Raw genomic sequence first — 20,919 nt, 5'->3', positions numbered from 1 at the left:
CATGCCAGGGCTTCTTCGCGGCGTCGCCCGCACCGCCGTCGTCGCCGGGACCGCCACCGCGGTCTCCAACCGAGTCTCCCGGCGGCAGGCCGGGCGCTGGTCCCAGCAGGAGCCACAGCCTGCCGCACCCCAGCCCGCCTACCAGGCCGAACCCGCCCCGCCCCCACCCGCGCCGGCAGACGACATGAGCAGCAGGATCGCCCAGCTCAAGGAGCTGGGCGAGCTCAAGGACCAAGGCGTGCTCAGCGAAAGCGAGTTCGAGGCCCAAAAGGCCAGGGTCCTCGGCTCCTGACCATCCAGATGGACCCAGCTCGACGTGCGCACTTCATCACACTGTGTACTCATTGAACTCATATGGCAGTTTCGTCGTAGCCACCCGGGAGTGATATGAGCACGCAGGCCAAGCCGCCCGACGACGCGTCCGCAGGGGCTCCCCGCACACGGGCCGGGAGGGGCGGCTCGCGTGCGGGACGGATTGCGATGAGCACGATTTCGGCCGTACTGATCACGCTCACCTGCATCCTGGTACCGGTCTCGCTGCTCACGGTGTGGGTGCACGACATCGTGCTGGACACGGACCGATACGTCGAGACGGTCGCCCCGCTCGCGTCGAACCCCGCGATCGAAGCGGCCGCGGCAAAGCGCATCACCGAGGCGGTCGACGTCCGGGTCGACGGCGTCCAGGTCACCTCCGACGTCGCGACCTGGCTCGACTCCCAGGGTCTGCCGCCGCGAGTGGGACAAGCCGTCAAGGGGTTGGCGCCGCAGTTGAACGACGCGGTCACTCAAGTCGCCGACAAGGCGGCGACCCGCTTCGTGCAAAGCAACCGGTTCGAGACGGTCTGGACGGATGCCAACCGGGCCGCCCACTCGGCCCTCGTACACGTGCTCACCGGTAAGGGTCGGGGCGCGGTCGAGGTCGACCAGGGCACGGTCACCCTCGACGTCGGCACCGCCGTGGAGAGGGTCAAGCAGGATCTCGTGTCCGCCGGGGTCAGCCCGGCCGACAAGATTCCCGACGTCAACAAGCAGATGGTGCTCATCCACTCCGACAAACTGCGGAAGATCCGGGGCGCGGCACATGCGCTCGACGTGCTGGGCAACTGGTTGCCGATCATCGCCGTGCTGCTCGGCGCGATCGGAGTATTCCTGGCCCGGCGCCGCCGCCGCGCCCTGGTCACCACCGCCTTGGGCGCCGCCGCCGCCTGCCTGATCATGGCCATCGCCCTGGCGATCGCGCGCCGCTTCTATCTCGACCACCTGCCCGCGCAGGTACAGTCCCCCGCGGCGGCCTCGGCGATCTTCGACACGCTGCTGCGCTTTTTGAAGAACAGCGTCCGCACCGGGATCGTCCTGGGCCTGGTCGTGGCCATCGGCGCATACCTGTCCGGCGGGGGCCGACTGCCACGGGCCCTGCGCGGGTCGATGGAGCGGGCCGCCGACTCCGTCGCGCGCTGGGCCGGCGGCCACGGGCTCGACACGGGCAGGGTGGGCACCTGGGTGGCCGCCTACCGGCGGTGGCTCGCCACCGGCGTACTCCTGATCATCGCCCTGTGGTTCGCCCTGTGGAACAACCCGACCGCACTGACGATCCTGCTGCTCGTGGCCGTGCTCCTCGTCCTGCTCGCAGTCATCGCACTGTTGGCCGCGACCGGACGAACGACACCGTCGAGCGACCACGCCCCAGCGGGACGGCCGGGCCCGGTCAATGGCAGTGCGCCATGATCCATTCGGCGCCGCGATCGGCGGCCACGCAGCGGCGTCGGACCCGCTCCGACCTCGGATGCGGTGTGTCCTCGGGCGGGTAGCCCGCCGCCTCGGTCAATGCGTGGGCACGGTTGCGGAGTGCGAGCAGCAGGCGCGAATCCGGTCGCGGGGACGCCATCAGCTGCTCGTATGCCCTCTCCACCGCCACCAGCGCCGCGCACAGTTCCTGCTCCCTCCGCGGCTGCTTCGGCTGCGGTCGAACAAGCGTGGCCATGTCTCCTCCTCAGGTGGGTCGGTCCGGCAACTGCCGCATTTCGATCACACTCAGGCCCAGGGACTGGAAACGCATCAACAGCCCGTACAGATGAGCCTCGTCCGTCACGCCGCCGTAGAACAGCGTGTGCTCGGGCATCGGAGTTCGGTCGAGTTCGGGAAAGGCCTCGCCGAGTGGCTCCGAAACGGCGCCGGCGACGCGAAACTCGTAGCGCATGCGGCACTCCTCCGGGCCGGAAACCGAGGACTGCCGCCGCTTTCGCGTCTCGGCGCGCATGCCGAACACCCCGGAATCCTCGACCGGCAACATCGGCTTCCGCTGCGCGGGTCCCGCGGATCAGCTGACGAGTCCGTAGGTGCTCGACCCGACGAGCCACAGCCCGATCAGCAGTGACAGAACGACGATGGCCTGGTCCTGGTGTTCGTCGATCCCCACGCGAATCCGCTCGAGCCCCACCTCTGCCTTGGCCGGTGCGAACGTCGCGTACAGCTCCATCACGAGCAGGCTCGCGCTGGCCAGCAGGAAGTAGCTCACCAGAGCCACGAACGTGACGGCGGAGGACAGATCCGCCTTCACCACGGTGGCGCCACCGGCGGCGACCATCGCCCACGGCTGCAGCAGGACGGCGAGACCGGCAGCCGTCCATCCGGAGACCCGATCCAGCCGTGCCATCCACTTGGGCTTTCCCCGGGGGCGGGTAGGCCCCCGGCGCCGTCTGCGCTCGCCGTAGAACACCAGCGCGACACCCAGGGTCAGCTTCACCGCCAAGGCCGCCGTCGAGGGTGTGCTCTGGCGCGAAGGAGGGTCGCCACCGGTCAACAGCAGCACGACCGCGACCACTACGACCAGTTCGGCGAGCCAGGTGAGGAGGAAGACGATTCCCTTCAACAACCCCCTGTTCGCGGAAAGCAACAGGATGAACGCGGAGTTGTGCAACGGCCCCAAGGTGATGGCCGTGCCGATGACGACCAGATCAAGAACCATGGCTGCCACTCACGACGGTGCCGATCCGCCGGTCACTCGACAGCGTGCTCACGTGCCCTCGCCTTCACACACCAGGAGGCCGTCCTCGGTGTCACCTCGTGCCCTGTCGACCGCCCAACGCGGCCGGATCGACCCTGCGGCGTCGTGAGCGCCACGCTTCCGTTCTTCTCGGGGGGCGGCAACTCGACCCACGATGAGTTGCGCCGGACGTGTCGATCGGGGCGCCGGCGTCCGGCGCAGGCGACCGGGCCCGCCATGCTCGGGCCGAGAGACGACGACGAGCGCGAAGTGATCGACCATATGAAAACCTGCTATTGACCCAAATGCGGAGCCGACGACAAACCTTGATGCAAGACTCGGGACACCCGACCGGAGAATGTCGCCGGCGTCTCCGGCGGGCAGCCTGAAGACGCGCAGCGCTGCCCATCACCTCTGCATGAACCGCGCGTCGTTCGGGCTCTCCAACAGTCTCATCGGCGAGAAACCCGGAGAACACGTATGTCCTTACGGCGGAGTCTGTTCGCGCTCGTCACCGCGGTGTCGGCGATGCTGGCCGTCACCGTGGCCGGTTCGCCCGCGCAGGCGGCAGGTTTCAGTCCGATCAACGTCTGGAATTCGAGCCACTGTCTCGATAACGCCACCGAGAACGCCGCGAAGCTCCAGATGTGGTCGTGCAGTGGTGCTTCCGAGCAGAAGTGGCTCGAAGGGTTCAACACCCAGACCGGCCTGTTCACCTTCACCAACCAGCGCACGGGGCGGTGCATCACCGCGCCGGCCTCCGGAGCGGGCACGGTCACGATGGCGTTCTGCAACGCGGCCGCGACGACGCAGCAGTGGCGCGTCTACTACGCGGACAATCCCTCGGGGCCGCCCTCGGGCTGGTACGACGTCTGGCAGAACGTGTCGAGCGGCCTGTGCCTGTCGACGCCCAGCGTGGCCAACGGAACCCTCGTGAAGACGACGCCCTGCGACCCCTCCGACCTCTACGACAGGTGGCACCAGCAGTAACGCCGCACGCCAGGGCCGGGCACACACACGGCCCCGCGGCCACCGCGCCGGGGGCGGGTGCGCGGTCGGCCCAGCCGGCCGCGCACCCTGATCCACCGCGAAACCCGCGGACGACACGCGCCGTCGACGCACCCGGGGCGGTACAAAGGAACATCGAGTCGATCGTTACGACGAGAGGACAACCACATAGGGGAGCCGGGAAGTCTGGTCGGCAACCGGCACAACCATGCCGGGACGCGAAAGCACGCCACCCCGGGGGCCTCATGTCCGACCGTCACGACGACTCGCCCGCAGGCCCCCGCATGCCGGCGGCCACCGGCGAGTGCCACACGATCTCGCCCGCGACCGCCGCCACCCGCTCGATCGACTTCACCGGCGCCGCAGGGACGGCTGCGGCCGCCCGCCGCGCCGCGCGGGCCTTCGCCACGACCCATTCGCCGGCAGATCACCGTGCCCTGGTCGACGCGGTCGAACTGGTCGTGAGCGAACTCGTCACCAACGCCGTGCGCCACGCCCCCGGTCCCTGCGTACTCGATCTCGAACACACCGGCACCGAGGTGCGCGTGGCCGTCCACGACACCAGCCGCGCCCACCCGACTCCGCGCACCCGCGACCCCCACCGGCCGGCCGGCCACGGCCTCGAACTCGTGCGTTCACTCAGCGTCCGCTTCACCGTCACCGCCACCCATACGGGCAAGACGGTCACGGCTCACATCCGCCTCCCCGAGCGCCCCACGCACCCCACACGGGAGTGAGAGACCTCGCGCCGTTTCCCGCGACGCGCGACGCGCGACGTCACCCGAACGAGACCGGGATGGTCGAAGTCGACATCCGTCCTCGGGGATCAGTCGGGCAACATCCTCGAATGCCGGACGCCTTGGTCTCCGTGGTCCTCCCGAGTCTGGTACAAGTCCACCAGGACTCCCAGCAGATCGTGGTCGGTCAGTACGCCGACGGCGCGGTCCGTCGCGTCCACGACGAGGAGGGCGTCGATACCGGCCTCGAGAAGGCGCCTACTCGCGCCGATCACGTCGATGTCGGGGTCGACGAACGGGGGTTCGGGTCCGATCACGTCGCGCGCCGTGCGGTGCTTCAACCCGAGCGGGTCGAGGGCCCAGACCGATGCGAGATCGCGGTCGCCGAGCAGACCCACGGCGCGACCGCCTTCGGTGACGGCGACGTGGCGCAGGTGGGCTGTGAGCATGCGATCCATCGCCTGCCACAACGTGTCGTGGGCGGCGACCGCGACGACCGGGCCGTGCATCACCTCGCGAGCCGTCGGAATGTGCGTCGATTTCCCTGGGCGTGCGTTTGTCGTAAACATGGTTCACCGGCTCTGGTCGGGTGCGGTCGTGCGCATGATCCCCGGATGGGCCGAACACATTCGCTCCGGGTGAGGCGTATGCCTTCGGGCGCTGGCGGGCTCGCGTTGCCCGGCTGTCGGCTCCTCCTTCGCTGCCTTCGCTGTCTTCGCTGTCGAGGACTCCAGGGTCGGTCATCGGGCGATCCGTGCCCAGGGTCGATCAGCCCGCCGGGACCGGATTCGATGGGGCCGTTCGGCCCTGACCGGGTGAACCGAAATCGGCGACCGGTTCCTGGCGGTGCCGAGGAGATACGGGGCGGGGACTTCGCTCGCGCGGTCAATCCGCGATCAGGACTGCCGCGCCGCGAACGCGATCGGCGGCCAGGTCCGCGAGTGCTCGGTCGGCACCGCTCATCGGGTAGCGCGTCGTCGTCACCCGGAGGTCGATTTCCGTCGCCAGGCGGAGGAACTCGACGCCGTCGCGCCTGGTGTTGGCGGTGACGCTGCGCAGATTGCGTTCGAGGAACAGGTGTCGTTGGTAGTTCAGCGACGGAATGTCGGTCAGGTGAATGCCCGCGACGGCTACGGTTCCGGACCGATCGAGCGCGGCCAGGGCCGTCGGCACGATCTCGCCGACCGGGGCGAACACGATGGCGGAGTCCAGAGGTTCGGGTGGTGTGTCGTAGGTGTCTGCGGCGGAGGCGGCGCCGAGTTCCAGGGCCAGTCGGCGGGCCTGTTCGGAGCGGGTCATCACATGGACGGACGCGCCTCGCGCGAGCGCGACCTGTGCGGCGAGGTGGGCGGACGCGCCGAAGCCGTAGATACCCAGCCTGCCCCCGGGCGGCAGATCGGCGCGCAGCAGGGCGCGGTAGCCGATGATGCCCGCACACAGCAGCGGTGCCAAGTGCTCGGCGTCGCGGTCGGCGGGCAGCGCGTAGGCGTAGTCCTCGGGTGCCAGAGCCCGGTCGGCGAACCCGCCGTCGGCGTCCCAACCGGTATACGTCGAGTCGGGGCACAGATTCTCGGCGCCGGCCCGACAGTAGCGGCATTTCCCACAGGTGTGGCGCAGCCACGCGATGCCGACTCGATCGCCGGACGCGAAGCGCGTCGAGCCCGTGCCGACAAGCTCGACCTCGCCCACCACTTCGTGACCGGGAACGGTGTTCGCCCTGTGTGGCGCCAGGTCACCCTCCGCAAGGTGCAGGTCCGTACGACAGACGCCACAGGCCTGCACCCGCACCAGGATTTCGCCCGGGCCGGGCTCCGCCGGGCCGCGTTCGACGAGCGTGAGGGGGTGGGTGTCGATCGGCCCGGGGCGGGTCACGGCCCATGAGCGCCCTGCGCGGTGCCCGCTCGGTGAGGTGTCGACGCTCATGTCCTTCGCCCCAAACGGTGAGAGGGTCGGGCCCGGCCTGGCCCAATGCCTTCCACTTTCACCGTCGCGCGCGCAGTCACCGGACCACAGGGCCGAGTGGCGCCCGGTCAGGGCCGACCGGCCCGGGGTACCGCCGACTTTTCGACGCGATGTGGGGAATCGCCGAAGCGGCACGGCGGGTGCGGAGCCGAGCGGCCTGCCGTCGGGGGATATGAGCCGACGGAAGCGGTGGATCGACGATTTGTGGCGATGGGACGGAGGCCGGGAGGCGGTCCGCGTCGTCGCCCGCGACGGATGGGTCTTCTCGACCGCGTGCGAACGGTGGGCCCTTCGCCGAACCGACCGGGCCGAACGGCCCTGCCCGACGCCGGGTGCCGAGAGCAGAGTCGGGCGAGAGGGCCGGCACACCGGGTCGGCTCGCCCGGAAAGAGGTGCGTCGTGACCGCCTTCGAGGAGTCGGCGCCCATGGTCGTCGGGGTCGACAACGCCGACGCCGCCCGAGTTGCGGTCCTGTGGGCAACCGTCGAGGCCGGGCGTCGCGAACTCCGGCTGCGTCCGGTGCACGCTTTGGACCGGCCCGTCGGCGCCGCACACCGCTCCTCGGCGTTCGGCCGCGATGATGGGCCGTAGGGAGAGATCGACATGACCAACGCATCCCTGAGTCCCGCCGACCTGCGGAATCTGGCCAACGCAGGCGGTGCGGCACCCTCGCTGCACAACAGCCAACCCTGGTTCTTCCGGCCTACGATCGACGGCCGGGGAATCGCGGTGTACGCCGACAGGACCCGTGCGGTCCCGCTCACCGACCCCGACGGCAGGGCCATGCACATCTCCGTGGGCGCGGCCGTGTTCAACCTGCGCGTCACCGCCGCCCAGCTGGGCCGGGACCCACGGGTGACCCTGCTGCCGCACGACGCCGATCCGCGACCGGCGGCCGTGCTCGACCTGAGTGGATTCGCCCACACCCCGCATCCCTATGGCCCCGACCTGTACCCGGCGATCGCCCAACGGCACTCCAGCCGGCTGCCGTTCGCCAACCGTGACGTGCCGGAGCGCGTCGTCGGTGAACTCGTCGCCGCCGCCGCCGCGGAGGGCGTGGTCCTGGCCGTACTGGAGGAAGCCGACGCGCGCCGCGTCCTGAACCTGACGGCGGAAGCCGAACGACGAACGGCCGCCGACCTTGCCCGGCAGGCGGAGACCCGCGGGTGGCTGCGCGTGGAGGAGCCCGCGATCGACGGCATCCCCCGCACGGCCCTGGGTCCGCAGGATCACGACGCCCGGGTACCGGTCCGCGCCTTCACCGGACACCCGCCCGCAGCTCCCGCCTCGACACAGCGCTTCGAGGCGCTGCCCCAGGTGGCGACGCTGACCACCCGCTTCGATCGTCCCGAGGACTGGTTGCGCGCCGGCCAGGCCATGGAGCGGGCATGGCTGTTGGCGACCGTCCACGGCCTGCGCATGTCGGTCCTCCACCAGGCGGTGGAATGGCCCGACACCCGCGCGAACCTGCGCGATCCGCAGACCGGTCCCGGCTATGTCCAGATGGTGCTGCGGATGGGATACGGACCTCCCGGAGCGCCCACCCCTCGCCGCCCGGTGGAGGAGACACTCGAGCCGGCCGACCCTGGGGTCGACGAGACGGCCGCCAACCGAGCAGGCGCAGGTACGGGACCGCCCTTCGCAGCGGATCGGCGGTGAGGATCCGACCGGCACCGGCGGGGGAAGGTCCGGGAGCCGCCAGGCGGCCGACCGGCAGGCAGGCCCCGGGGCGCGCGAGAAGAGGCACAACGCGGGCTCCATCGCCGGAACGGGGCGATGCTCGACGACATGATCGCCATCATGCGCGACGCCTCCTACGGCCCGGCCATGGGGTCGTGGTGGATCCGGGTCAGGACGCGTGCCAAGTCGTGGCCGGTGACGATTCCGAGCGGTATCCGGGTCCGATCGCCGACGATCAACGCGTCGACCTCGGCGTCGAGCATGTATTCGACGGCGGTGAGTGCGTCGACCTCCGGGCGGACGATCGGCGCGCAACGCCGGACGAGTTCGGTGACCGTACGCGGGCCGCATCCCATGTGGCGCAAAGCCCGCGCATCGGCGAGCTCACGATCGCGCAGCACGCCCACCGCCACGCCGGTGTCCGGGTCGACGACCGCGAGGTGGCGAAGTCCGAGCGCAAGCATCAGCTCTCGGGCCCGGCGGGGCGTGTCCGTCAACGTCACGTGCACGACCGGCGCGCTCATGACATCGCAGACCTTCGGGACCATTGTCGGCGGCGCCGAACGCCGATCTCGCGTTGCCATGTGTGTCCTCGCGGAGTTCACGTCGCCCTCCGTCGGTCCGTCCGCCTCGGGCGCCCCCGTCGGCGGCACGGGCACCGGCGCCGTCCCCGGGTGGGGTGGGCGGATGCCCGCTCACCCCACTGTCCGGATCGGCGGCCTCGCCCGGGAGGGCCGGTCGGCCCGGGCCGCCGGGTCGGATGGCTCCAGCGCTCGTCCACGACCCGACGCACCATGAAGGTGGAGTGGAAGTCGGTTCGGCGTCCGGAGAAGGTGAGGGCAATGGCAATGGCAATGGCAATGGCTCCGGCCCTGGCGGCGATGCCCGCGCGTCGCGTCGGGCACATGTACGAGGACGACAGCTGGAGGTGGGTGTGGGGGTCGGTCCTGATGCTCGCCTTGATCGCCGTGCTCGTCGCCGCGGTGTGGGTGTTGGCGCGAAGCTCCTCGCTCGGTCGGAGGGACTCGGACCCGGGCGGCTCGTCGGCCACCGAGATGTTGGCTCAGCGGTACGCCCGGGGCGAGATCGACACCGAGGAGTACCAGGAGCGCCTGGCGGTCCTGACCGCGTGGCCGAGCGCACCCCGCGGGGGCAAGACTCGCGGTCGGGACAGGCCGGACTCGCCGAGCAGTTGATCGCGGAAGCGAGCAGCTGCTCGCGGACGGGGCAGTCAGAGGGTGAAAGTGTGGCTGCCCCCGGGCGGGATCTCGACCACGGAGCTGCGGAATCCGACCGGAATCGAGCCCTGCCGACCCGGACGTAGGCTCACGGTCGCCGTGCGTCGACCAACCGTCACCACCACGCCCCAGTGCCCCCGGTAACACAACTCGACCTGCAGATGGCCGAGTCGGGCGGGAAGACGGGGGTCGAGCCACAGCACGTCCCCGCGTGTGTCGAGACCGGTGTAGCAGCGCTGCAACAGATCCACCGTCCCGGCCATGGCACCGAGGTGGATCCCTTCGGCGGTGGTGCCTCCCTGCACGTCGAGAACGTCGCCGCCCAGCGCGTCGCGGAAGTAGCGCCACGATCGCCGGCGATCGGTTCGGGCCAGCACCCAGGCGTGTACCACCGAGCTGAGCGTCGATCCGTGCACGGTTCGCGTCCGGTAGTAGTCGACCGTGCGTTGCGCCAGTTCGTGCCCGGCCGGGTAGCCGAGGCGACGCAACAGGTCGCGGATCTCCCGGGCCGGGAAGAGGTAGTAGAGCATCAGCACGTCGGCTTGTTTGGAAGCCTTGTAGCGGTTCACGCTGTCGCCTTCGGCCTCCAGGATGCGATCGAGGCGCCGGTTGTTCGGGTATCGCCGCCGGTATTGCTCCCAATTCAGCTCGGCGAGGCGCTCGTACCCGGCGAACTGGCTCGGCACGCCGTCGTGGAACGGGACGTGGAGCCGACGGGCGACGGTACGCCAGCGATCGCGTTCCTCGGGGTCCACGTCGAGCCGTTCGATCAACTCCTCGCGCCGGTATCCGGGCAGCGCGTCGAGCGTGTCCAGTGCGCGGGCGAGCACCCAGGAGGCCAGGACATTCGTGTACGTGTTGTCGTCGATGCCGGGACGGTCGGCCCACGGGTAGGCGTCGTGGTACTCGTCCGGGCCCATCACACCCCGGATCCGGTACCGCTCCATGGTGGGGTCGTAGCACGCGGTGTCGGCCCAGAAGCGGGCGATCTCCAGCATCATCTCCGCGCCGGCGGTGTTCAGGAAGTCGAGGTCACCGGTGGCCTGGTAGTACTGCCAGGTGTTGTAGGCGACGGCCAGGCCGACGTGGCGTTGCAGGTGTGTGCGGTCCGGGAGCCAACGTCCGGACATCGGGTTGAGGTGGGTGCGCGGGGCCTGCTCGGTGCCGTCGGAGGCGCTCTGCCACGGGTACATCGCCCCCCGCCGACCGACGTCCAGGGCGGCCTGCCGGGCCGCGTCCAAGCGCCGGTGCCGGTAGCGGAGTACGGCGCGGCTGATCTCCGGCACGCGCAGGTTCAGCGTGCGGAGCACGAACAGCTCGTCCCAGAAGATGTGACCCCGGTATCCCTCGCCGTGCCAGCCGCGGGCCGGCATCCCGGCGTCCAGGTCCACGGTGTGCTCGGAGTAGGTCTGTGCGGTGTGGAACAGGTGCAGATGCACGGCGTTCGTCTCGCCGGCCCGATCGGTGAACTGGGCCTCCGTGCGGAACCGGCGCCACAGTTGTGCCCAGCGCGTCGCATGGGCGCGCAGCAGGGCGGCGAAGGGTCCCGCGCGCGAGACCGCGCGAACGGCGGCGGGCTGTGGATCGTCGACGGCCGGGTCCCGGGAGGTGTAGAGGGACGCCGTCTTCTCGACGGTCACCGGCCGGCCCGCTACGGCGTCGACGGTGAACACCTGCGCGGGCCGGCCCGTCTGCGTCTCGAACGCGGGCTCGACCTCGATGGCCGCGCCGTCGCGGAGGAGGCGGGTGCGCGACGCGACGGCGATCTGGAGCGGGGAGCCGGTGGCTCGCACGCGCAGCCACAGTGTTTCCGCGTCGTGTCCTTGACCGGCGGGCGTCAGGTGCCGGCCGACCAGACTCCGGTAGCGGGCGACTCCGGTGTTGGTGACGGTGCCGTCCAGCGCCGAGCTGACGTGCAGCAGGCCGGACCAGTTCTCCGGGGTCAGCACCGTCTCCAGCGCCACGATGTGTGGATCGGCAAGGCTGGCGATCCGTCGTTGCACCAGCCGCGTGCGTCGGTCCGCCGCGTCGGCGATCAGGGCGTCGCGGGTCAATACCCCAAAGCGCAGGTCGAGTTCCAGGCGCTGGGACACGACCCGCGTGGTGGGGTCCTCGCCGAACCATGCCTGCGCGTCGGCGGCCCGGAAGGTGAGCGGCAGCCAGTTCGGGCAGTTGATCAGATCCTCGTTCTCCACCCGGTGGCCGTCGATCGTCGAGACGGCGCGGTCGTAGCGGCCGGCCAGGTAGGTGCCGGGGTAGTGGACCCCGTCGGCGCGGGACTCGGGGGCCGCGCCCCTGGTCACCAGATAGCCGTTGCCGACCGCGCACAGCGCCTCACGCCGGCCCTCGTCCTCGGCGTCGAAGCCCTGGAAGGTCAGCACCCAGGGATCCTGTGGCGGTGGGCGTAGGGGTCCGCTCATCGGATCGACACCCGCTCTCCCGGGCGGGTGCCGTTCATGGCGCGGCGGCGGGAATCGGCACGACGGCCACCGGGCAGGACGCGTGGTGGAGCACTGCGTGGGTGGTGGGCCCGAGGCGCATCGGGAAGGGGCCATGGGCCCGGTGGGCGGCGACCACCAGCAGATCCGCGTGCGCGGCGACGCCGATCAGCGCGTAGGCGGGCGTGCCGGTCGTGACGATCGCCTCGATCGTGACATCCGGTGCCTGGGCCCGAATCGGGTCCAGGATCTCGGCCAGGAGGTGGTCGTGGGTTGCCGCCATGTCGAGCGGGTCGCCGAGCAACGGCGCGACCACGCCGGGAAAGTAGCCCGCCATCGCAAGTGTCCACACGTGTACGGGCACCACCCTGCCGCCGATGCGGCGTGCCCGCTCCACGGCGAACTCGACCGCCGGCGTATCGCTGTGGTCCGCGACGCCCACGACGACGCTCGCGGTATCCACGTGGTCGGCCGCCTCCGGCACGACCACCACGGGGCAGCTCGTGTGCGCACACACGCGCAGCGACACCGATCCGAGCAGCAGCCCGGCGAAACCGCCGTGGCCTCGGGTGCCGAGCACGATCAGCTCGGCACGTCGACTCGCCTCCAGGAGCACATCCGCCGCCGGGCCCTCGACCAGCGACGTCTCGACCGTCAGGTGCGGGTGGGCCACGCGGCTCCGGTCCCCCGCCTGCTCCAGCAGGGCGCGGGCGCCTTCGCGAACCTCGGCCGCGTGAGCGTGCCGGCCGAGGGCGCCGGCCGGGATGGCCATCGCCAGGTACAGCGGTGCCTTCGCTTCGGCGGCGGCCCGGGCGCCCCAGGCGAGCGCACGTTCGCCGTCGGGCGAGCCGTCGTAGCCGATCAGGACGCCGAGGCCGGGAAGGTGGGTTCCGGTGCTCATGAGCTTGTCCAATCGTCGCGTGCCGACGGCTCGGGCGGCGGGACCGGCACCGCGACGTGCGATTGGTCCCTCACCCTCAGCGTGCGCGTGCTCCGCCGTCGGGCACAGGGCCGCCCGGTACCGGCGGCCCGGGACCTTCGGCCCGGCCGACCATCCCCACCGGCCCTGTGTTCGAGGCCGCGGACGTTCCATGGTGAGGAACAGGTGAACCGCGCGATTGCGGACGCCGATGCACAGGAGGTGAGCGCGATGAGGACGAGCGGCGGGACCACTGCGGGCAACGGCTCCTCGACGACGCACCGGCGGGCGTCGGTGGGTGAGCGCACCGTGGCCGACGTGATGAGCACGGCGTTGCTGACCGTCGCCGGCGACGAATCCTTGTTGATGGCCTGGGAGCTGATCCAGCGCACCGGGTTCCACCACCTCCCCGTGGTGGACGAGGACGGCCGCTGCGTGGGGCTGTTGGAGCGGAGCGAACTCGCGGTGGCGTGCGCGCTCCCGGCCATCTCGCTCGCCGAGCGGTACGTGGGCGACCTGCTGCCCGGCGGTTCCCAGCCGCACGTGCCGAGCTCCGCTCGACTCGCCGAGGTGGCCGAGGTGATGACCGACCACGCGGTCGACGCGCTCGCGGTCACCGACGACAGCGACGCGATGGTCGGCCTGGTGACCGCCCGGGATCTGGTCTCGGCACTCGCCGGGCGCAAGCCCGCGCACGGCCCCACGGACCACGGACCGGTGCTCTTCCGGCTGGAACCGGTGCTTCCCCCGACACGACGCCCCTGATCGGCCCCGTCCGAACCTTCGACGTTCGGCGTTGATCGCCACCAGGACCACACCAAGGAGTTCGACATGGAATCGCTCGGTACCCACTTCGACCGGGAAACGATCGGCGTGTCCCCTCGGCAGGGCACCGTCCCCGCCGACGAGACCACCGGGAACCGGCCCGAGGGCCGGATCGTGGTGGGCCTGGACGGCTCCTTCGGATCCGCGCTCGCCCTGCGCTGGGCCGCTCGTGAGGCCGCCGAACTCGGCGTGGTCCTGGACGTGGTCGCGGCGTGGACGGAGGCCGACCCCGAGCGCCCGACCCTGGACCGGCCCGAGGCCCCGCTGGCGGTGGCGCGCGAGCGTCTGGAGCGCGCCTTGGCGAGTCTCGTACGGGCTCCGATCCCACCGGAGCGGATCGTGGCTACCCCGTTGCACGGCACGGCCGGCGAGGTCCTGGTCGTCCGCGCGCGAAACGCCCGGCTGCTCGTACTGGGCACCAGCGGCATCGAGTGCCCCACGATCCCGGGCCCCACCGGCGTGTACTGCCTGCGCCACAGCACCGCGCCGGTGGTCTTCGTTCCCGCGCCGGACGCCTGATCCCGCACACCACCCGCGCCGCCCGAGCCTGATCATCAGGCTCGGGCGGTCGGGCGTGCGGCGGATCCGATACCGCGTCGCGAAGCGGACCTCCAGGAGGTTGCGTCGGGGAGGTCGCGGACGACATCGGCGCCGACGACTTCCGGAAGGGTTGGTGGGCCGACGGCAGAGCGCGATTCGCGCGCGATGAGCGGGGGACCGACCCCATCCGGGATCAGATCAGAGCAGAGCCGTCCCCGCGTACGCCGCCGGGGCGAGGACGGGGATGCGCCGGCGACACCGGGCGCACCGCGTCGGGGCGTGCGTGGGACCGTGAAGCGGCACACGATCGTGCGGTGGAGGCGCACCAGGCGGATGACGCGGGCCGGTTGGCCGCCGATGCCGGTCAGCACGAGCGTGGTGTGGGCACGCGCGCAGCGGTGGTGCAATCGCAGGAAGAGGCTGATGCCGGAGGTGTCGCAGAAGGCGAGCGCGCTCAGGTCAAGCCGGAGCTCGGCGGGCCCGCTGCGGGCCAGGGCGGACAGGGTGGGTTCGATGATCGCCGTGCCGTCCATGTCCAGTTCGCCGCGCAGTTCGACGGTGACGTGCGTGCCGGGTGACGCCGCGCCGCGGGACTTGGCCGGGGTCGTCGCGATGGTGATCACAAAGCGCCTCGCTTCATGGACTGTCGGATCCGCCGCGGCGGCTGCGCGACCAGTCCAGCGGGATCCGCTGCCGGTGCCCAGGGCCGACCGGCTCCCGGGCGGGGCCGAAGGTCCCGCCCGGGAGCGTCGAGGAGGTGCGGCTCACGCCCGCCGGGGTGCTCAGGCGGCACACCCTCGGGGCTTCGGGGTGGTGTCCGACGCGTCGGGCTGCTCCGAAGGCGCGGCTTCGGCGGGCATCGTGCGCTCGCCGTATTCGCCGCGGTCGCGCTTGAGCAGGATGTAGACCGGGACGCCGAGGAGTACGGCGAACAGCCCGTAGTAAACGGTCTGGTAACCGCTGCCCTGGATCGACCAGTAGGAGAACGCCAGGGCGGTGCCGGCGACCAGCACATCGCGGACGAAGCGGCCCCGGCTCGCCTGGCGGGCGTGGGTGAGCAGCCAGTACAGCTGCGCGGCGGCGGAGAACAGGTAGGGTATCGCCGCCGTCAGGACGCTCAGCAGCACGATGGTGGTGAAGACGTGGTCGAAGCTCGTGTAGGCGGCCACGGTGATCAGCGAGGCCAGGACGGTGGCGGCGAGGATGCCGAACACCGGGGTGTCACCGCGTTTGCGGGCGAATGCCTTGGGGAACAGGCCCTCTTCGGCGGCGGCGTACGGCATCTCGGCGCAGATCATCGTCCAGCCGCCCAGCGCCCCGATCCCGGACACGATCGCGGCCACCGCGACCGCGTTGCCGGCCCAGGAACCGCCCGCCATGTGGTCGGCCGCGGCGGTGAACGGGGCGGTGGAGGAGACGAGTTCGGCGTGTGGGACGGCGCCGAAGACGGCGAGGGTGCCGAGCAGGTAGACCGCCGCGCAGGCAAGCGTTCCGTACACGGTGGCACGCGGCACGTTGCGGCCGGGCTCGCGGACCCGGCCGGCGGCGACCGAGACGGTCTCCAGTCCGATGTAGCTGAACAACGCGATGGCCGCGGCGGCGGAGATAGCGCCCATCGGCGATCCGCCCCGGGCGTTGAAGGTCCCGAAGTTGTCGGTGTCCAGGAAGAAGAGGCCGACGGTGCCCATCAGGATCAGCGGGACGAACTTGAGCACGGTGGTGACGACCTGGAAGGCGCCCATGCTGCGCAGCCCGGCGAGGTTGACCGCCGCCGGAAGCCACAGGCCCACCAGCGCGATGGCCACCGAACCCCATTTGTTGTGACCGGTGTTGACGAAGACCTCGACGTAGCCGACCCAGGCCACCACGATCGCCGCGTTGCCGGCCCACGCGGTGATCCAGTACGACCAGGCATTGAGGAACCCGGCGAACTCGCCGAACGCCTCCCGGGCATACACGTAGGGCCCGCCGCTGCCGGGCACCCGCTGGGACAGCCGCCCGAACGTGATCGCCAGGGCGAGGGCGCCGACGGTGACGATGGCGAAGGCCACCAGGGAAATGGGGCCGTACGGGGCGAGCGCGGACGGCAGCGCGAACACGCCGGTGCCGATGATGCTTCCCACCACCAGCGCCGTGGCGGTGGGCAGGCCGAACGTGGCGGCGGAGCGACGTGCTCCGTCGGCACGCGGACCCGATTGCGGGTCCGGGACGTGGGTCGGGGCCGTTGTCTTCCCGAGCATGGCGAAATCCTCGTCGTCGCGATGGGGTTCGACCGGGCAGGGCGGTGTGCCGTGAAGGGACTCCGTCGGCCGAACGTTTGCAGCCTGGCCGCTGCGGCGGCGGCGCGCCGGTGCCGAAGGTCCCGGCGCGAACGCCGATGGTCACCGCGCCCGATCGGGTCGAACGGCAGGCCTTGCCGGCGCACGTGCCGGACCGGGCCGAACGGCCCGGCCCACCGGGCAACGCGGCCCTGCCGGCGCGCCAGGATCGGCGACACGCTCGTGGTGTCCGGCCGAAGACGTCGACCTCGACGCCTCGGCGACTCGTTGTAGCCGGCCAGGGGGTTCGCATGTTGCACCGGAAGATCGAGGACGTCATGACCCGCGACGTCGCCACCGTGGGGCCCGACGCCGAGTTCCAGGACATCGTCGCCGTGTTGGACGCTCGGCGGATCAGCGCTCTGCCGGTCGTCGACGACGAGTGGCGGATCCTGGGCATCGTCTCGGAGGCCGACCTGCTGCGCGCCCAGGTGGAGCAGGCCGAGGACGCCCACCTTCTGCCCGGCCTGCGCCGGCTGACGAACCGGCACACCAAGGGTGCGGGCCACACCTCGCGCGACCTGATGACCTCACCCGTGGTGAGCGTGGAGCCCTCGTCGAGCACGCTGCGCGGCGCGCGTCTGATGGACCGTCACCACGTCAAGCGCCTCCCGGTGGTGGACGTCGGCGGTCGCCTGGTGGGCATCGTCAGCCGCTGCGACCTGCTGCGCACGTTCCTGCGCCCGGACGCGGACATCCGCGCCGAGATCGAGCAGGACGTGCTGCGTACCGCGCTGTGGCTGGAGCCCGGCACGATCGAGGTGGACGTACGCGAAGCAGTGGTGTGCTTGTCCGGGGCGGTCGACAACCGCAGTCTCATCGACATCGTGCTGCGGCTGTGTCGGGCCGTCGACGGCGTCGAGAGCGTGACGCACACCATCACCTTCGACTTCGACGACAGTCACATCAGGCCCGGCCCGGCACACTTCACCCGCCGCGTGCCCGGCCGTTGAGGAGGACGCCGTGTCCCACTCCACCGGCCGGATCGGCCGCATCCCCAAGGAACACCTGGACCGGCTCATGGCCTTCGGCCGACCGGTCACGTTCGAATCGGGCACCCGCCTGTTCGAGGAAGGCCGGCCCGCCCGCAACTTCTGGCTCGTCGAAGGCGGCTCCGTCTGCCTGGACGTACACGTCCCCGGCAGCCACGCGGCGACCGTGGAGACGCTGGGGGCGGGTGAACTGATCGGGTGGAGTTGGCTGTTCCCGCCCTACCGGTGGCACCTGGGCGCCCAGGCCATCGGGACCGTCCGCGCGGTGGAGTTCGACGCCGGGGCCGTGCGTGCCGAATGCGAGCGCGATACCGACTTCGGGCGCGCGATCACCCTCGTGTGCGCGCAGGTGATCGCCGGCCGACTCCAGGCGAGCCGACTTCGCCTGCTGGAGCTGTACGGACCACTCGGCTCGGCAGAGAACGACTCCGCGGAGAGCTGAATCACCGCAGGCCCCGGACGCCGGCAGCGCGTCCGGGGCCTGCTCCCGTGCGCACAAGCCCTGGCGCCACAACCTCACTCGACCCTTGGAGGAAAACGTGAACGACAACACCCCGGCCGGCGAAACCACCGAACCCGATGACGGGCCCGCGCGCGGACACGTCGTCGTGGCCGTGGACGGTTCCCCGGTCTCGGACCTCGCGACCGATCGGGCCGCGGACGCGGCGGCCCGCCGACACGTGCCCTTGGAGGTGCTGCACGTCGTCGAATGGGCGCCGACCCACGAAGCGGACCGCAACGCCGCCCGGTTGCAAAAGGAAGCGGGCGCCCTGGTCGGCAAGGCCGCCGAGCGGGCCCGCCTTCGGCACCCCGACCTGGGGATCGTCACCACCGTCGCCCTCGCACGCACCATCCCCACCCTGGAGGAGGCCACCGACCGCGCCGCGCTCGTCGTTCTCGGCAGTCGCGGCCTGGGCGGCTTCGCGGGCCTGCTGATGGGTTCCGTGTCCCTGTCCGTCGCCGCCGCCGCGCGCTGCCCGGTCCTCGTCGTCCGCGAGCGGCACACGAACGCCCCGAAAGACGAGCCGGGCACCGTCGTCGTGGGCGTCTCCGCGATCGACTGTTCCCTCGCCGTCGAAGCCGCGTTCGCGGAGGCACAGGCCCGTGGTGTGCCGCTGCGTGCCGTCTACGCCTGGTCGCCCCCGGTGTCTCCCGCCGCGCCCTACGCGGCTCCGCTCTGGGACGCCGACGACGGGCGCAAGGCCGCCGAGGCAAACCTCGCCGCGGCGCTGGCTCCCTTCCTCGACGAGTACCCCCGTGTTCCGCTCACCGAGCAGGTCGTCTGCGACGCCCCCGCCCACGCACTGATCGCCACCAGCGACGAGGCCGATCTGGTCGTCCTCGCCGCGCATCGCCGCCACGCCCGCTTCGGCGCCAACCTCGGCCACGTCACCCACGCCCTGCTCCATCACTGCAAAGCGCCCGTCCCGTGCTCGGTGACCAGGATGTCGTCCTCGATCCGCACCCCGATGCCGCGGTACTCCTCGGGCACCGTCAGGTCGTCGGCCTGGAAGTACAGCCCGGGCTCCACCGTCAGGCACATGCCCGGCTCCAGCGCACCGTCGACGTACGACTCGGTGCGCGCCACCGCGCAGTCGTGCACGTCCAGGCCGAGCATGTGGCCCGTGCCGTGCAGCGTCCAACGGCGCTGTAGGCCCAGCTCCAGAACCCGCTCCACCGGCCCCTCGACGATTCCCCAGGCGACCAGGTGCTCGGCGAGTACGCGCTGCGCCTCGTCGTGGAACTCGCGGTACTTGGCGCCGGGACGCACGGCGGCGATGCCCGCCTCCTGCGCGGCGAACACCGCGTCGTAGATCCGCCGCTGGAATTCGGTGAACCGACCCGTGATCGGCAGCGTCCGGGTCACGTCCGCCGTGTAGAGCGTGTGCGTCTCCACGCCCGCGTCCAAAAGCAACAGGTCGCCGGCGTGCACCGGGCCGTCGTTGCGGACCCAGTGCAGGGTGGTCGCGTGCGGCCCCGCCGCGCAGATCGAGCCGTATCCGACGTCGTTGCCCTCGACCCGCGCACGCAGGAAGAAGGTGCCCTCGATGTAGCGCTCGGAGGTCGCCTCGGCCCGGTCCAGGACCCGCACGACATCCTCGAAGCCGCGCACGGTGGAGTCCACCGCGGCCTGGAGCTGGCGGATCTCGAACTCGTCCTTGACCAGTCGCTCGTCGGCCAGGAAGATCCGCAGTTCCTCGTCCCGCTCGGCGTTCAGCCGCTCGCCGAGCGCACTCTCCAGCCCGGCGTCGTGCCCACGCACGATGCGCACGTCCGCACCGGCCCGCGCCACCTCGGTCGCGGCCTCGCGCACGTCGCGACACGCCAGCCCGTACAGCGCCTCGCCCTCGCGCAGACCGGGCCGCCGGCCGACCCACAGCTCGCCCTGACCGTCCAGCCAGAACTCGCCGTTCTCCCGGTTCGAGCGCGGCAGCAGATACAGCACCGCGTCGTGGCCGTCGGCGATCGGCTCCAGGACGAGGACCCCATCCTGGGTCAGGTCGCCGGTCAGGTAGGCGTACTCGGTCGACGCCCGGAAGGAGTATTCGGTGTCGTTGGATCGGGTCTTGAGGTTGCCCGCGGGAATCACCAGGCGCTCGCCCGGGAAGCGGGCCGACAACGCGGCCCGTCGACGGGCGGCGTTCGGGGCCTGTTCGATCGGCGCGAGGTCGGCGCGCTCGGTGTCGGCCCAGCCGGCGCGCATGTTCGCGGCCAGTTCCTCCGAGACACCCCGGTACAGGCCGTTCTTGCGCTGCTTGATCGGCTGCGCCTGCTCTGCGGACTGCCCGTTCTCGGCACCCACGCCTGCCTCCTCGGCTCGACTCTCGGCTACGTTTCGATCGCGCGCGCATCGTGTGCGCCTCGATCGTGTGTACGCGCCCATTGTTGCCGACCCGTGTTCGGCCGCCGGCACGGCGGGGCGCTCGGGACGCGCCGCCGGTGGGCCCGGTTCGTCCCGCGGGCACCGGTCGACCGGATCGGAGCGCGCTCGCGCGCCGTCGGAGGCCGATGGATCCGCCCGCGGATCCGACTCGAACGAACGTCCTGGTTCGGATCGGGGCGGTAATGGGCATCAGACGCCGCCATGGGCTGTGTGGATTCGATGACGTTCCTCTCACGGCGAGTGCTCACCCGCTGCGGTGTCGCGCTGGGCCTGTGTCTTTGCCTCGCCGCCGCCGGGTGCGCGGACTCGGGGACCGCGCCGGTCAAGGCTGCGGGCCCGGCCCCGCAGCGACCGGCGGGCAGATGGGGAGAGCACCAGTCTGAACACCTCTCACC

The 20,919-nt window shown here is 71.2% G+C and carries 22 protein-coding genes and 1 pseudogene; 12 read left to right on the top strand and 11 right to left on the bottom strand.

What is annotated here, in order from left to right; genetic code table 11:
• Position 1 precedes the first annotated feature (1 nt).
• Both ABZS54_RS06320 and ABZS54_RS06315 read left to right on the top strand, forming a co-directional pair.
• Positions 2–292, top strand: coding sequence for an SHOCT domain-containing protein (locus ABZS54_RS06320; protein WP_355531638.1), 291 nt, complete (start codon positions 2–4; stop codon positions 290–292).
• A gap of 188 nt (positions 293–480) precedes the next feature.
• A complete protein-coding gene (locus ABZS54_RS06315) occupies positions 481–1,725 on the top strand; it encodes a hypothetical protein (protein WP_355531636.1) in 1,245 nt (414 codons plus the stop codon).
• Here the strand turns inward: ABZS54_RS06315 and ABZS54_RS06310 are convergent.
• From ABZS54_RS06310 to ABZS54_RS06300, 3 genes are all read right to left on the bottom strand, one after another.
• On the bottom strand, positions 1,706–1,981 hold the full coding sequence (locus tag ABZS54_RS06310; protein ID WP_355531634.1) for a hypothetical protein: 276 nt from the start codon (positions 1,979–1,981) through the stop codon (positions 1,706–1,708). The genes ABZS54_RS06315 and ABZS54_RS06310 overlap by 20 nt on opposite strands.
• 9 nt (positions 1,982–1,990) lie before the next feature.
• The gene (locus ABZS54_RS06305) at positions 1,991–2,197 is read right to left on the bottom strand and encodes a hypothetical protein (RefSeq protein ID WP_355531632.1); all 207 of its coding nucleotides are present in this window, start codon (positions 2,195–2,197) and stop codon (positions 1,991–1,993) included.
• Positions 2,198–2,317: 120 nt separating this feature from the next.
• Positions 2,318–2,965: a GAP family protein gene (locus ABZS54_RS06300; RefSeq protein WP_355531630.1), complete on the bottom strand. Its 648-nt coding sequence runs from the start codon at positions 2,963–2,965 to the stop codon at positions 2,318–2,320.
• Between the two features lie 498 nt (positions 2,966–3,463).
• On the opposite strand from ABZS54_RS06300, the gene ABZS54_RS06295 reads away from it, so the two are divergent.
• A complete protein-coding gene (locus ABZS54_RS06295; RefSeq protein ID WP_355531628.1) occupies positions 3,464–3,973 on the top strand; it encodes a ricin-type beta-trefoil lectin domain protein in 510 nt (169 codons plus the stop codon).
• A gap of 263 nt (positions 3,974–4,236) precedes the next feature.
• The gene (locus tag ABZS54_RS06290) at positions 4,237–4,728 is read left to right on the top strand and encodes an ATP-binding protein (RefSeq protein ID WP_355531626.1); all 492 of its coding nucleotides are present in this window, start codon (positions 4,237–4,239) and stop codon (positions 4,726–4,728) included.
• A gap of 89 nt (positions 4,729–4,817) precedes the next feature.
• On the opposite strand, the gene ABZS54_RS06285 is transcribed toward ABZS54_RS06290, so the two are convergent.
• A complete protein-coding gene (locus ABZS54_RS06285; protein ID WP_355531624.1) occupies positions 4,818–5,237 on the bottom strand; it encodes a CBS domain-containing protein in 420 nt (139 codons plus the stop codon).
• 376 nt (positions 5,238–5,613) lie between these two features.
• Positions 5,614–6,651, bottom strand: coding sequence for a zinc-dependent alcohol dehydrogenase family protein (locus ABZS54_RS06280; RefSeq protein WP_355531622.1), 1,038 nt, complete (start codon positions 6,649–6,651; stop codon positions 5,614–5,616).
• 438 nt (positions 6,652–7,089) lie between these two features.
• On the opposite strand from ABZS54_RS06280, the gene ABZS54_RS06275 reads away from it, so the two are divergent.
• Both ABZS54_RS06275 and ABZS54_RS06270 read left to right on the top strand, forming a co-directional pair.
• Positions 7,090–7,281, top strand: a complete 192-nt coding sequence (locus ABZS54_RS06275; RefSeq protein WP_355531620.1) for a hypothetical protein — start codon at positions 7,090–7,092, stop codon at positions 7,279–7,281.
• A 12-nt stretch (positions 7,282–7,293) separates the two neighbouring features.
• Positions 7,294–8,349, top strand: coding sequence for a hypothetical protein (locus tag ABZS54_RS06270; RefSeq protein ID WP_355531618.1), 1,056 nt, complete (start codon positions 7,294–7,296; stop codon positions 8,347–8,349).
• A 155-nt stretch (positions 8,350–8,504) separates the two neighbouring features.
• On the opposite strand, the gene ABZS54_RS06265 is transcribed toward ABZS54_RS06270, so the two are convergent.
• Positions 8,505–8,894: a CBS domain-containing protein gene (locus ABZS54_RS06265; RefSeq protein WP_355531616.1), complete on the bottom strand. Its 390-nt coding sequence runs from the start codon at positions 8,892–8,894 to the stop codon at positions 8,505–8,507.
• A gap of 318 nt (positions 8,895–9,212) precedes the next feature.
• Between ABZS54_RS06265 and ABZS54_RS06260 the strand changes: the two genes are divergently transcribed.
• Positions 9,213–9,566: an SHOCT domain-containing protein gene (locus tag ABZS54_RS06260; protein WP_355531614.1), complete on the top strand. Its 354-nt coding sequence runs from the start codon at positions 9,213–9,215 to the stop codon at positions 9,564–9,566.
• Positions 9,567–9,601: 35 nt separating this feature from the next.
• Here ABZS54_RS06260 and ABZS54_RS06255 read toward each other — a convergent pair whose 3' ends face one another.
• Both ABZS54_RS06255 and ABZS54_RS06250 read right to left on the bottom strand, forming a co-directional pair.
• Entirely contained in the window at positions 9,602–12,028 is a 2,427-nt protein-coding gene (locus ABZS54_RS06255; RefSeq protein WP_355531612.1) for a glycosyl hydrolase family 65 protein, read from the bottom strand.
• A 34-nt stretch (positions 12,029–12,062) separates the two neighbouring features.
• Positions 12,063–12,947 (bottom strand): universal stress protein, encoded by an 885-nt coding sequence (locus ABZS54_RS06250; RefSeq protein ID WP_355531610.1) that lies wholly within the window; start codon positions 12,945–12,947, stop codon positions 12,063–12,065.
• 249 nt (positions 12,948–13,196) lie between these two features.
• Between ABZS54_RS06250 and ABZS54_RS06245 the strand changes: the two genes are divergently transcribed.
• Both ABZS54_RS06245 and ABZS54_RS06240 read left to right on the top strand, forming a co-directional pair.
• Positions 13,197–13,730, top strand: coding sequence for a CBS domain-containing protein (locus tag ABZS54_RS06245; RefSeq protein ID WP_355531608.1), 534 nt, complete (start codon positions 13,197–13,199; stop codon positions 13,728–13,730).
• 66 nt (positions 13,731–13,796) lie between these two features.
• On the top strand, positions 13,797–14,309 hold the full coding sequence (locus ABZS54_RS06240) for a universal stress protein (RefSeq protein ID WP_355531606.1): 513 nt from the start codon (positions 13,797–13,799) through the stop codon (positions 14,307–14,309).
• A gap of 35 nt (positions 14,310–14,344) precedes the next feature.
• On the opposite strand, the gene ABZS54_RS06235 is transcribed toward ABZS54_RS06240, so the two are convergent.
• Positions 14,345–14,953, bottom strand: coding sequence for an STAS domain-containing protein (locus ABZS54_RS06235; protein ID WP_355531604.1), 609 nt, complete (start codon positions 14,951–14,953; stop codon positions 14,345–14,347).
• 159 nt (positions 14,954–15,112) lie between these two features.
• Positions 15,113–16,570, bottom strand: coding sequence for an amino acid permease (locus tag ABZS54_RS06230; RefSeq protein ID WP_355531602.1), 1,458 nt, complete (start codon positions 16,568–16,570; stop codon positions 15,113–15,115).
• Between the two features lie 329 nt (positions 16,571–16,899).
• Between ABZS54_RS06230 and ABZS54_RS06225 the strand changes: the two genes are divergently transcribed.
• The 3 genes and pseudogenes from ABZS54_RS06225 to ABZS54_RS06215 all read left to right on the top strand — a co-directional run.
• Entirely contained in the window at positions 16,900–17,601 is a 702-nt protein-coding gene (locus ABZS54_RS06225; RefSeq protein ID WP_355531600.1) for a CBS domain-containing protein, read from the top strand.
• Positions 17,602–17,611: 10 nt separating this feature from the next.
• Complete coding sequence (locus ABZS54_RS06220; protein WP_355531598.1) at positions 17,612–18,082, top strand: cyclic nucleotide-binding domain-containing protein; 471 nt, start codon at positions 17,612–17,614, stop codon at positions 18,080–18,082.
• Between the two features lie 97 nt (positions 18,083–18,179).
• Positions 18,180–19,007 (top strand): annotated as a pseudogene (locus tag ABZS54_RS06215) (universal stress protein); the annotation flags it as partial.
• Between the two features lie 41 nt (positions 19,008–19,048).
• Here ABZS54_RS06215 and ABZS54_RS06210 read toward each other — a convergent pair.
• Entirely contained in the window at positions 19,049–20,443 is a 1,395-nt protein-coding gene (locus ABZS54_RS06210; protein ID WP_355531596.1) for an aminopeptidase P family protein, read from the bottom strand.
• Between the last annotated feature and the right edge of the window lie 476 nt (positions 20,444–20,919).

Origin of the sequence: Embleya sp. NPDC005575, from assembly GCF_040605455.1 — a bacterium.
Lineage (GTDB): Bacteria > Actinomycetota > Actinomycetes > Streptomycetales > Streptomycetaceae > Embleya.
This window is presented reverse-complemented; position numbering and strand designations above follow the sequence as displayed.

Excerpts from the sequence above, each read along its gene's own strand:
- ABZS54_RS06230 (WP_355531602.1), bottom strand. The coding sequence starts at position 16,570 with ATGCTCGGGAAGACAACGGCCCCGACCCACGTCCCGGACCCGCAATCG.
- ABZS54_RS06310 (WP_355531634.1), bottom strand. The coding sequence starts at position 1,981 with ATGGCCACGCTTGTTCGACCGCAGCCGAAGCAGCCGCGGAGGGAGCAG.
- ABZS54_RS06285 (WP_355531624.1), bottom strand. The coding sequence starts at position 5,237 with ATGCACGGCCCGGTCGTCGCGGTCGCCGCCCACGACACGTTGTGGCAG.
- ABZS54_RS06265 (WP_355531616.1), bottom strand. The coding sequence starts at position 8,894 with ATGAGCGCGCCGGTCGTGCACGTGACGTTGACGGACACGCCCCGCCGG.
- ABZS54_RS06255 (WP_355531612.1), bottom strand. The coding sequence starts at position 12,028 with ATGAGCGGACCCCTACGCCCACCGCCACAGGATCCCTGGGTGCTGACC.
- ABZS54_RS06245 (WP_355531608.1), top strand. The coding sequence starts at position 13,197 with ATGAGGACGAGCGGCGGGACCACTGCGGGCAACGGCTCCTCGACGACG.
- ABZS54_RS06290 (WP_355531626.1), top strand. The coding sequence starts at position 4,237 with ATGTCCGACCGTCACGACGACTCGCCCGCAGGCCCCCGCATGCCGGCG.
- ABZS54_RS06300 (WP_355531630.1), bottom strand. The coding sequence starts at position 2,965 with ATGGTTCTTGATCTGGTCGTCATCGGCACGGCCATCACCTTGGGGCCG.
- ABZS54_RS06315 (WP_355531636.1), top strand. The coding sequence starts at position 481 with ATGAGCACGATTTCGGCCGTACTGATCACGCTCACCTGCATCCTGGTA.
- ABZS54_RS06250 (WP_355531610.1), bottom strand. The coding sequence starts at position 12,947 with ATGAGCACCGGAACCCACCTTCCCGGCCTCGGCGTCCTGATCGGCTAC.
- ABZS54_RS06320 (WP_355531638.1), top strand. The coding sequence starts at position 2 with ATGCCAGGGCTTCTTCGCGGCGTCGCCCGCACCGCCGTCGTCGCCGGG.
- ABZS54_RS06240 (WP_355531606.1), top strand. The coding sequence starts at position 13,797 with ATGGAATCGCTCGGTACCCACTTCGACCGGGAAACGATCGGCGTGTCC.
- ABZS54_RS06295 (WP_355531628.1), top strand. The coding sequence starts at position 3,464 with ATGTCCTTACGGCGGAGTCTGTTCGCGCTCGTCACCGCGGTGTCGGCG.
- ABZS54_RS06225 (WP_355531600.1), top strand. The coding sequence starts at position 16,900 with ATGTTGCACCGGAAGATCGAGGACGTCATGACCCGCGACGTCGCCACC.
- ABZS54_RS06260 (WP_355531614.1), top strand. The coding sequence starts at position 9,213 with ATGGCAATGGCAATGGCAATGGCTCCGGCCCTGGCGGCGATGCCCGCG.
- ABZS54_RS06280 (WP_355531622.1), bottom strand. The coding sequence starts at position 6,651 with ATGAGCGTCGACACCTCACCGAGCGGGCACCGCGCAGGGCGCTCATGG.
- ABZS54_RS06305 (WP_355531632.1), bottom strand. The coding sequence starts at position 2,197 with ATGCGCTACGAGTTTCGCGTCGCCGGCGCCGTTTCGGAGCCACTCGGC.
- ABZS54_RS06270 (WP_355531618.1), top strand. The coding sequence starts at position 7,294 with ATGACCAACGCATCCCTGAGTCCCGCCGACCTGCGGAATCTGGCCAAC.